10 protein-coding genes and 2 riboswitches are annotated in these 8,958 nt (G+C 71.5%); of the genes, 6 read left to right on the top strand and 4 right to left on the bottom strand.

Features of this window, described 5'->3' with window-relative positions; translation table 11 throughout:
* The 3 genes from ACPT94_RS35445 to ACPT94_RS35435 all read left to right on the top strand — a co-directional run.
* Nucleotides 1-300, top strand: a 300-nt coding sequence (locus ACPT94_RS35445; protein ID WP_425247735.1) for a hypothetical protein, incomplete at its 5' end; no start/stop codon positions are given.
* Complete coding sequence (locus ACPT94_RS35440) at nt 279-698, top strand: DUF7919 family protein (protein WP_425247734.1); 420 nt, start codon at nt 279-281, stop codon at nt 696-698. The genes ACPT94_RS35445 and ACPT94_RS35440, both read left to right, overlap by 22 nt.
* Nucleotides 699-706: 8 nt before the next feature.
* Entirely contained in the window at nt 707-970 is a 264-nt protein-coding gene (locus tag ACPT94_RS35435) for a hypothetical protein (RefSeq protein ID WP_425247733.1), read from the top strand.
* A 66-nt stretch (nt 971-1,036) separates the two neighbouring features.
* Here the strand turns inward: ACPT94_RS35435 and ACPT94_RS35430 are convergent, their stop codons facing one another.
* The 4 genes from ACPT94_RS35430 to gcvT form a co-directional block, all read right to left on the bottom strand.
* Nucleotides 1,037-2,404, bottom strand: a complete 1,368-nt coding sequence (locus tag ACPT94_RS35430; RefSeq protein WP_425247732.1) for an L-serine ammonia-lyase — start codon at nt 2,402-2,404, stop codon at nt 1,037-1,039.
* A gap of 96 nt (nt 2,405-2,500) precedes the next feature.
* The gene (gene glyA / locus ACPT94_RS35425) at nt 2,501-3,763 is read right to left on the bottom strand and encodes a serine hydroxymethyltransferase (protein ID WP_360349737.1); all 1,263 of its coding nucleotides are present in this window, start codon (nt 3,761-3,763) and stop codon (nt 2,501-2,503) included.
* 8 nt (nt 3,764-3,771) lie between these two features.
* The gene (gene gcvH, locus ACPT94_RS35420; protein ID WP_189937562.1) at nt 3,772-4,149 is read right to left on the bottom strand and encodes a glycine cleavage system protein GcvH; all 378 of its coding nucleotides are present in this window, start codon (nt 4,147-4,149) and stop codon (nt 3,772-3,774) included.
* A gap of 129 nt (nt 4,150-4,278) precedes the next feature.
* Nucleotides 4,279-5,397: a glycine cleavage system aminomethyltransferase GcvT gene (gene gcvT / locus ACPT94_RS35415; RefSeq protein ID WP_425247731.1), complete on the bottom strand. Its 1,119-nt coding sequence runs from the start codon at nt 5,395-5,397 to the stop codon at nt 4,279-4,281.
* Between the two features lie 74 nt (nt 5,398-5,471).
* Nucleotides 5,472-5,602, bottom strand: a riboswitch (glycine riboswitch).
* A riboswitch (glycine riboswitch) is annotated at nt 5,603-5,716 on the bottom strand.
* Nucleotides 5,717-5,892: 176 nt separating this feature from the next.
* Between gcvT and ACPT94_RS35410 the strand changes: the two genes are divergently transcribed.
* From ACPT94_RS35410 to ACPT94_RS35400, 3 genes are all read left to right on the top strand, one after another.
* Nucleotides 5,893-6,561, top strand: a complete 669-nt coding sequence (locus ACPT94_RS35410) for an AAA family ATPase (RefSeq protein WP_360349743.1) — start codon at nt 5,893-5,895, stop codon at nt 6,559-6,561.
* A gap of 533 nt (nt 6,562-7,094) precedes the next feature.
* A complete protein-coding gene (locus ACPT94_RS35405; RefSeq protein ID WP_360349746.1) occupies nt 7,095-7,901 on the top strand; it encodes an enhanced serine sensitivity protein SseB in 807 nt (268 codons plus the stop codon).
* Nucleotides 7,902-8,117: 216 nt separating this feature from the next.
* Complete coding sequence (locus ACPT94_RS35400; protein WP_360349749.1) at nt 8,118-8,918, top strand: enhanced serine sensitivity protein SseB C-terminal domain-containing protein; 801 nt, start codon at nt 8,118-8,120, stop codon at nt 8,916-8,918.
* Nucleotides 8,919-8,958 lie beyond the last annotated feature (40 nt).

Here is an 8,958-nt window from a genome sequence, read left to right as displayed (position 1 = left end):
CCACCTCCTCTTGCCACTACCAGAGGGTCTGGGAGTTCGCAGGAGTGGTTCACGGAGTTGCGCGTGCGGGAGGATTGGAGCCGGCTTCCCGAGCACATCGCGGTGTCGGTGTGGGGCTGTCTTCAGCTCTTCGGCTACCGCGAGCCGAAGGCGTACGCGAACGGTGAGGCCGACGAGACGACCGCGGCGAACGCGGACCCCGAACTGGAGGAGGCACGAGGTCCGGCGCGATCTTCGCGCGCCGCGAACCGCGCGCCGGGCGCTGAGGAAGGCGTGGGATGCCGTACTACCCGGATTTGAGCCTTTATGACTACGACTACTACTCCCCGCCCGAGGGGATGACGGTCGGCTGGCTCGAGAAAGGCCGTGAAATTCCCGTGGGAGAGGTCTCGGTAGAGGATCTCGAGAACCTTTCCGATCTGGGTCACCTGGCCGAGGGGCAGAGCCGCGGCTGGCACTACTGCACCTTCTGTGGAAAGCGTGAACTTCAGTACGCCTGGTCGGAGAGGTTCGAATCAAAATACTCCCTGGGAAGCGCGGAGATCAGGGTCCGCTCGGACGACGGAACCCTCTACATCGCGCCGAACCTGATCGTCCATTACATCCTCGACCACGGCTACCTGCCACCGGACGAGTTCCTCCAGGCGGTCCGTGAGGACGTACGGCGCCGCTGGCCCGCGGAATCGGAAGGACAATGATGCACCGCATGCGGGACTGGGTCGACTGGGACGTGGCGGCCTACCTCCTCGCCACGGACATCGGCGCCATCCCGCCCGGGACGTCGTTCGCCGACAGCAAATGGATGTTCTGGAACGACAGCCCCGTCAGCAGAGGACTGCACGCCGCTCTCCTGGCTCTGGCGGACGCCGGCGTCCTGGAAACGGTGGGCGGCGACACCTTCCGCTGGGCAGCGGACGCCCCGACCCCGGCGGCCGAAAGAGCGTGCGCCGGGAGGGCGCGGAGGGGCTGAGCGGCCGGACTGACGACGACGCCGCGACTGCCCGCCGTGACGTGAGAAGCCCCCCGGCCCCGTCCCTCAGCACTCGATGATGTTCACCGCCAGCCCGCCCCGCGCCGTCTCCTTGTACTTGACGCTCATGTCGGCGCCCGTGTCCTTCATCGTCTTGATGACCTTGTCCAGGGACACCTTGTGCGAGCCGTCGCCGCGCATCGCCATGCGGGCAGCCGTGACCGCCTTCACCGCGGCCATGCCGTTGCGCTCGATGCACGGGATCTGGACGAGGCCGCCGACCGGGTCGCAGGTCAGGCCCAGGTTGTGTTCCATGCCGATCTCGGCGGCGTTCTCGACCTGTTCGGGGGAGCCGCCGAGGACCTCCGCGAGGGCGCCCGCCGCCATCGAGCAGGCCGAGCCGACCTCGCCCTGGCAGCCGACCTCCGCGCCGGAGATGGAGGCGTTCTCCTTGAAGAGCATGCCGATGGCGCCGGCGGCGAGGAGGAAGCGGACGACGCCGTCCTCGTCGGCGCCGGGGACGAAGTTGACGTAGTAGTGGAGGACCGCCGGGATGATGCCGGCCGCGCCGTTCGTGGGGGCGGTGACCACCCTTCCGCCGGCCGCGTTCTCCTCGTTCACCGCCATCGCGTACAGCGTGATCCACTCCATGGAGTGGGCCAACGGGTCGCCCTCCGCCCGGAGCTGACGGGCCGTCACGGCGGCGCGGCGGCGTACCCGCAGACCGCCGGGCAGGATGCCCTCGCGGGACATGCCGCGCGCGACGCACGCCTGCATCACCCGCCAGATCTCCAGCAGGCCCTCGCGGATCTCCTCCTCCGTGCGCCAGGCCCGCTCGTTCTCCAGCATCAGCGAGGAGATGGACAGGCCGGTCTCCTTCGCCAGGCGCAGCAGCTCGTCGCCCGTGCGGAACGGGTACTTCAGGACCGTGTCGTCGAGTTTGATGCGGTCCGCTCCCACCGCGTCCTCGTCGACGACGAACCCGCCGCCCACCGAGTAGTACGTCTTGGTCAGGAGCTCCCCGCCGTGCTCGTCGTGGGCCCACAGCGTCATGCCGTTCGCGTGGTACGGGAGGGCCTTGCGGCGGTGCAGGACCATGTCCGCGTCGAAGTCGAACGGGATCTCGCGCTCGGCCAGCAGACGGATGCGGCCCGACTCCTTGATCCGCTCCACCCGCTCGTCGACCGTCTCGACGTCCACCGTGCGCGGCGAGTCGCCCTCCAGACCGAGCAGGACGGCCTTCGGGGTGCCGTGGCCGTGGCCGGTCGCGCCCAGCGAGCCGTACAGCTCCGCGCGGACGGAGGCCACGGAGTCCAGCACGCCCTCGTTGCGCAGGCGCCGCGCGAACATGCGTGCCGCGCGCATCGGGCCGACCGTGTGGGAGCTGGACGGGCCGATGCCGATCGAGAACAGGTCGAAGACCGAGATGGCCACGGGGACTCCTCAAGACGGGGTGGTGCGGAAGACTTCCGGTGGGGTGCCCCGTTCGCTCACTGCTCCAGTGTGCGGGGCACCCCACGGAAACGGGAACTACTTGTTCAGACCGGGGTAGAGCGGGTGCTTGTCGGCCAGGGCCTTGACCCGGGCCTTCAGCGACTCCACGTCGGAGGACGGCTTGAGCGCCTCCGCGATGACGTCCGCGACCTCGGCGAAGTCCTCGGCCGTGAAGCCACGGGTCGCCAGGGCGGGCGTGCCGATGCGCAGGCCCGAGGTGACCATCGGCGGGCGCGGGTCGTTCGGGACAGCGTTGCGGTTGACCGTGATGCCGACCTCGTGGAGGCGGTCCTCGGCCTGCTGACCGTCCAGCTCGGACTCGCGCAGGTCGACGAGGACGAGGTGGACGTCGGTGCCGCCGGACAGGACGTTCACGCCGGCCTCGCGGGCGTCGGCGGCCGTCAGCCGCTCGGCGAGGATCTTCGCGCCCTCGACCGTACGGCGCTGGCGCTCCTTGAACTCCTCGCTCGCCGCGACCTTGAAGGAGACCGCCTTCGCCGCGATCACGTGCTCCAGGGGACCGCCCTGGAAGCCCGGGAAGACGGACGAGTTCAGCTTCTTCGCGAAGTCCTTCTTCGCGAGGATGATGCCGCCGCGCGGGCCGCCCAGCGTCTTGTGGGTGGTGGAGGTGACGACGTCCGCGTACTCCACCGGGTTCGGGTGGAGACCGGCCGCGACCAGGCCCGCGAAGTGCGCCATGTCGACCCACAGGTACGCCTCGACCTCGTCGGCGATCCGCCGGAACTCCGCGAAGTCCAGCTGCCGCGGGTACGCCGACCAGCCCGCGATGATCACCTTCGGGCGGTGCTCCTTGGCGAGCCGCTCGACCTCGGCCATGTCGACCAGCCCGGCGTCGTCCACGTGGTACGCGACCACGTCGAACTGCTTGCCGGAGAAGTTCAGCCGCATCCCGTGGGTGAGGTGACCGCCGTGCGCCAGGTCCAGCCCCAGGATCGTGTCGCCCGGCTGGGCCAGCGCGAACAGGGCGGCCTGGTTGGCGGAGGCGCCCGAGTGCGGCTGGACGTTGGCGTACTCGGCGCCGAACAGGTCCTTGATCCGGTCGATGGCGATCTGCTCGGCGACGTCGACGTGCTCGCAGCCGCCGTAGTAGCGGCGGCCCGGGTAGCCCTCGGCGTACTTGTTGGTCAGGACCGAGCCCTGCGCCTCCATGACCGCGAGCGGAGCGAAGTTCTCCGAGGCGATCATCTCGAGCGTGGACTGCTGGCGGCCCAGCTCGGCGTCGACCGCCGCGGCGACCTCCGGGTCGAGCTCGTGCAGGGGGGTGTTCAGGACAGACATGCGACTCCTCAGCCGGCGGTGTAGGCGGTGTACTCGTCGGCGGAGAGCAGCTCCTCCTGCTCGCCCGTGACGCGTACCTTGAACAGCCACCCGCCCTCGAAGGGGGCGGAGTTCACCAGCGACGGGTCGTCGGCGACGTCCTGGTTGACCTCGACCACCTCACCGTCGACCGGCGAGTACAGCTCGCTGACCGACTTGGTCGACTCCAGCTCGCCGCAGGACTCGCCCGCGGTCACCGAGTCACCGACCTCGGGGAGCTGGACGAAGACCACGTCGCCGAGCGCGTTGGCCGCGTGCTCCGTGATGCCGACCGTCGACACGCCGTCCTCGGCGGCCGACAGCCACTCGTGCTCCTTGCTGTAGCGCAGCTGCTGGGGGTTGCTCATGGCCTGAATTCTCCTGTACGCGGGGGAGTGCTGGTGAATGGGGGACTGCTGGAAACGTGCGTGAGCAGCGGGAATGTGCGCAGGGTCACGCACAGGGACCGCTGTCGGCTCTGCTTCCGCTGTGAGTGTCTACTTCTGACGCTTGTAGAACGGCAGCGCCACGACCTCGTACGGCTCGTGGCTGCCCCGGATGTCCACGCCGACACCCGGCGTGCCCGGCGCGGCGTGCGCGGCGTCGACGTACGCCATCGCGATCGGCTTGCCCAGCGTGGGGGAGGGGGCGCCGGAGGTGACCTCGCCGATCACCTCGCCGCCGGCGACGACCGCGTACCCGGCGCGCGGGACCCGGCGGCCCTCGGCGACCAGGCCGACGAGGACGCGCGGCGGGTTGCTCTCGGCGCGCCGGGCGGCCTCGGCGAGGGCCTCGCGCCCCACGAAGTCACCCTCCTTCTCGAACTTCACCACCCGGCCGAGCCCGGCGTCGAAGGGGGTCAGCCCGGTCGACAGCTCGTGCCCGTACAGCGGCATGCCCGCCTCCAGGCGCAGCGTGTCCCGGCAGGACAGGCCGCACGGGACCAGACCGACGCCCTCGCCCGCCTTGGTCAGCGCCTGCCACAGCTCCACCGCGTGCTGCGGCTGCACGAACAGCTCGAAGCCGTCCTCACCCGTGTAGCCGGTGCGCGCGATCAGCGCCGGGACCCCGGCGACGGTGCCGGGCAGCCCGGCGTAGTACTTCAGACCGTCGAGGTCGGCGTCGGTGAGGGACGCGAGGATGCCGGGGGACTCGGGGCCCTGGACGGCGATCAGCGCGTAGGCGTCCCGGTCGTCCCGCACCTCGGCGTCGAAGCCGGCCGCACGCTCGGTCAGCGCGTCCAGCACGACCTGCGCGTTGGAGGCGTTGGCGACGACCATGAACTCGGCCTCGGCGAGCCGGTAGACGATCAGGTCGTCGAGGATGCCGCCGTCGGCCCGGCAGATCATGGTGTAGCGGGCGCGGCCGACGCCGACGGAGGCGATGTTCCCGACGAGCGCGAAGTTCAGGAGGGCGGCCGCCTCCGGCCCGGTCACGGTGATCTCGCCCATGTGCGAGAGGTCGAAGAGTCCGGCCTTCGTCCGCACGGCGTTGTGCTCGTCGCGCTCGGAGCCGTAGCGCAGGGGCATGTCCCAGCCGGCGAAGTCGGTCATCGTCGCGCCGAGCGAGCGGTGCAGGGCGTCGAGGGCGGTGTGACGGAGTGGGGTACTGCTCATCGGGCGTTCGTCTCCCAGGGCGATGGGGCCCCTCCCGCGCGAGCTCGTTCGAGCGTGGGGGAAGGCGAGGTCGTTCCTCCCCATCTGTCATCGGAACCTGAGAGGTTCGCCCTGATCGTGAATGATCGCGACGGATCACCTGATCGTGGCTTGCACCTTGGGTGGAGCCGTCCCGGACGGGGAGCGGCCCGCTTTTCAGATGTGCCTCGCCCGCGCGGTAACGGGGCCTGAGAGATTCAAGGGAGGGACTTGCTCCTTCGGCGCCCCGGCGAAGCTGCGGCTGTGACAGCTGTGCCGAGAACTCTCCCGCGCGGATTCAAACGGCCGGTATGCAGTTGGCGCGCACATCATCGCACGGCACACGCGATCACGGCAGGCCGCATCTGTAACCGGCTTGTGGCGGTACGCGCACGAAAACGGAAGACACCGCGCATTACCTTCTCTTTACGCTCGAGGGGGAGAAGACTTGTCTGACCCCAGGGGAGGACGATCACGGTGAACAGGACCACGGCATACGCGACGACCTCGGCGATCGCGCTGCCCGCGCAGCCGACGGCCCCCACCCGGGAGGTGTGCGGCGCACGGCCCGCCCCCGTCGTCCGCGACCTGCGCGACCGCGGCGGCCACAGCCCGCACGGCCTGCTGTTCGGCCCCCGCGACCTGGTGGTGATCACGGGCCTGCCCGGCAGCGGCAAGTCCACGCTGATGGAGCGCACCGTGAAGGGCATCCGCATCGACTCCCAGGACACGCGTGACCGCTGGGACGCCCGCGTGCCCCGCTTCCTGCCGTACGCGCTCTACCGCCCCCTCGTCCGTCTGGCCCACTACGCCGGGCTGCGCCGCGCCCTGCGCACCGGCGAGGGCGTCGTGGTGCACGACTGCGGCACGCAGGCCTGGGTCCGCGGCTGGCTGGCCCGCGAGGCCCGTCGCCGCGGCGGCACCCTCCACCTGCTCCTGCTGGACGTCACCCCGGACACGGCCCTGGAGGGCCAGCGCGAGCGCGGCCGAGGCGTCTCCCGCTACGCCTTCCTTCGCCACCGTCGCGCCGCCTCCCGCCTCCTCCAGGCAGTCGAGAAGGGCCACCTCCCCACCGGCTGCGACTCCGCGATCCTCCTCGACCGCTCCGCGGCAGACGCCCTGCACCGGATCGCCTTCACCGGCTGACCCCCGGCGCGGGGCCCGCCCCCTCCGTCCGGCGCCGACTCGGCCGGCCCCGACCGGGGCAGCCCGCGCGGGGCCGGTCGGGTGCGGGTACCCCGCCGGGATCGGTTTCGCGGGGTGGAGTCCCTGTTTCCGGCGCGGGGCTCGGCCGGGTGCGCCTGCGCCGGCGCGGCCAACGGGCTGAGGGCGGGTGCGGTGGCGCGCGAGCCGTTCGACCGCATCCGATGTGCGCCGGTTCCGCTACCCGGGCCGAGGCCGGCCCGCAGCTGCGAACGTGGTCGGGCGCCAGCACTGTGTGGTTCCGCGGGGTGCAGGTCGCCTCAGGCGCGCGGGGGCCGGTCCCGGGGTTCGGCCCGCGCTCGTCTTGGCTGGTCGCGGACCGTGTCGGACGGGTGTGGTCCACGCAGGCCGGTCGGTGCGAGCAGGGTCGGCCGGTGCGGGTCCCGCGTCGGCCGGGGCTCTTGGACTGAAGGGCCGACCCCGGCACCCGCTAGCCTTTCCAGCCACAGCAGTGGTTCCCAGCAGGCGGTAGGCAGATGGATTTCCCCCCGGCGGACTTCCCGGTGAACTTCTCCGCGGACTTTCCGGCACAGGCGCACCCCCACTCGCACGGCGGATGGCCCGGCAACGAGCTGGAGGAAGTGCTCTCCGCGTCCCTCGGCGTGCCGGGGGCCGGCGGACGGATCGTGGAGGTGCTCGGCCGCAGCTTCGTGTGGGTACCGCTGCCCAGCGGCGGCGGCCCGCACAGCGGCCCCCTCGACCTGCCCACGCTGGAGCTCGACGGTCAGGCGTACGTGCCCGTCTTCAGCTCCGAGGAGCAGTTCCATCAGGTCGCCGGCTCGCACATGCCGTACACGATCGCCCCGGCCGTGGAGTTCGCCCGCGGGCTGCCGCCGCAGGTGGGCATCGCGGTGAACCCGGACGGCGTGGTCGGCATCCCGCTGCCTCCGCCGGCCGTGGCCGAGCTGTGCCGTGTGGGCCGCACCCCGCTGGACGGCCCCGCGAGCGGCGGCCGCGTCCGCCTCTTCGAGCCCGACTGGCAGGACGACCCCGTCGACTTCCTCTCCGCCGCCTCCGCCGAGTTCGAGGCCACCGGCGTCGTCCTCACCGCCCGCCGCTGCCTCGCCGCCATCGAGACCGCGGACCCGGTCATGTTCGTGGGCGTCGAACTCTCCCAGTGGGAGGGAGACCTGCGGGCTCTTCCGCTGGAGGCCCTGGGCAAGGCTCTCGGCAGGGTCGCGGTCCGGTGGCCGGTCAACCTCGTCCTCCTCGACGTGACGGAGGACCCGGTGGCCAGGTGGCTGAAGGAAAGAGTCCGCCCCTTCTACACGCGGGCTCAGTGAACCCACCCAGGGGCGCGAGGAACGGCGCGAGCAGCCACAGACCACCCGCACTCGCCCACGGTGAACGGCCCACCTCTCGGTGGGCGCCCGCTGCCGGCGGAGCCCCCCGCATCCGCCGCCGACGAACAACCCACCCCTCGGTGGGCACCCGTTGTCGGCGGAGCCACCTAAGCTGTTCTCCATAAAGCGGGGCAACTGATCGAAGGGGCGGTACAGGTGAGCGCCAGCGGCATCGCGACCGGGACGGTCGAGCACATGCTGCGCCAGGTCACGCCCGGGCGGTACGACGCCTACGAGGCGCTCCTGCGCGCGCTCGCGACCCCGACGACCGGCCAGGTCTGGATGCTGCTGTGGCACGGCCAGGCCGGCTCCCCGGACGCCCAGTACGGCACGATGGAGGTCGAGGGCCACGGCTACGCCCCCTGCGTCACCTCCGCCCAGGAGCTCTCGGCCAGCGGCTGGAACAGGTCGTACGAGGTGGTCGACGGTCTGGACGTGGCGCGCGCACTGTACCCGGACCACTACGGCCTCTGGCTGAACCCGCACGCCCCGGGCGGCGGCGTCGGCATCCCCTGGCTCGACCTGCGCCGGATCGCCGCCGGTCTGGACCGCCAGCCGGCCGGACCGCTGCGCCTGTCCGAACCCGCCATCGAGGTCCCGCAGTTCTACGCCCTCCTCGCGCAGAACGCCCACCGCACCCCGGCGCTGCGCGCGCTGCGCCGCGCCTGGGTGCAGCCGGCCCTGGGGGCGCCCTACCTCGCCATCGGGCTCGACGTGTACGACACCTCCCCGTCGGCCGTGGACGCGGTGCGGGCGATGATGCAGCAGTCGATCGGCGCGGTCCCGGAGGGACTGCCGGTGTCGACGGTCGCCATGAGCGACGACTACGACCCGGTCGTGATGTGGATGCGCGCGCACGCCCGCCCGTTCTACGACCGTGAGGCCCACGCCCCGGTCGCCCCGGCCCAGCAGGCCCCCGCCGCGGGCTACGGCTACCCGCCCGCCGGACGCTACTGACCCTTGGTCAAGTCCCCGCCAAGCCTCCGGCAACCCTCGA

The organism is Streptomyces aurantiaciflavus (assembly GCF_049808595.1).
GTDB lineage: Bacteria > Actinomycetota > Actinomycetes > Streptomycetales > Streptomycetaceae > Streptomyces.
This window is presented reverse-complemented; position numbering and strand designations above follow the sequence as displayed.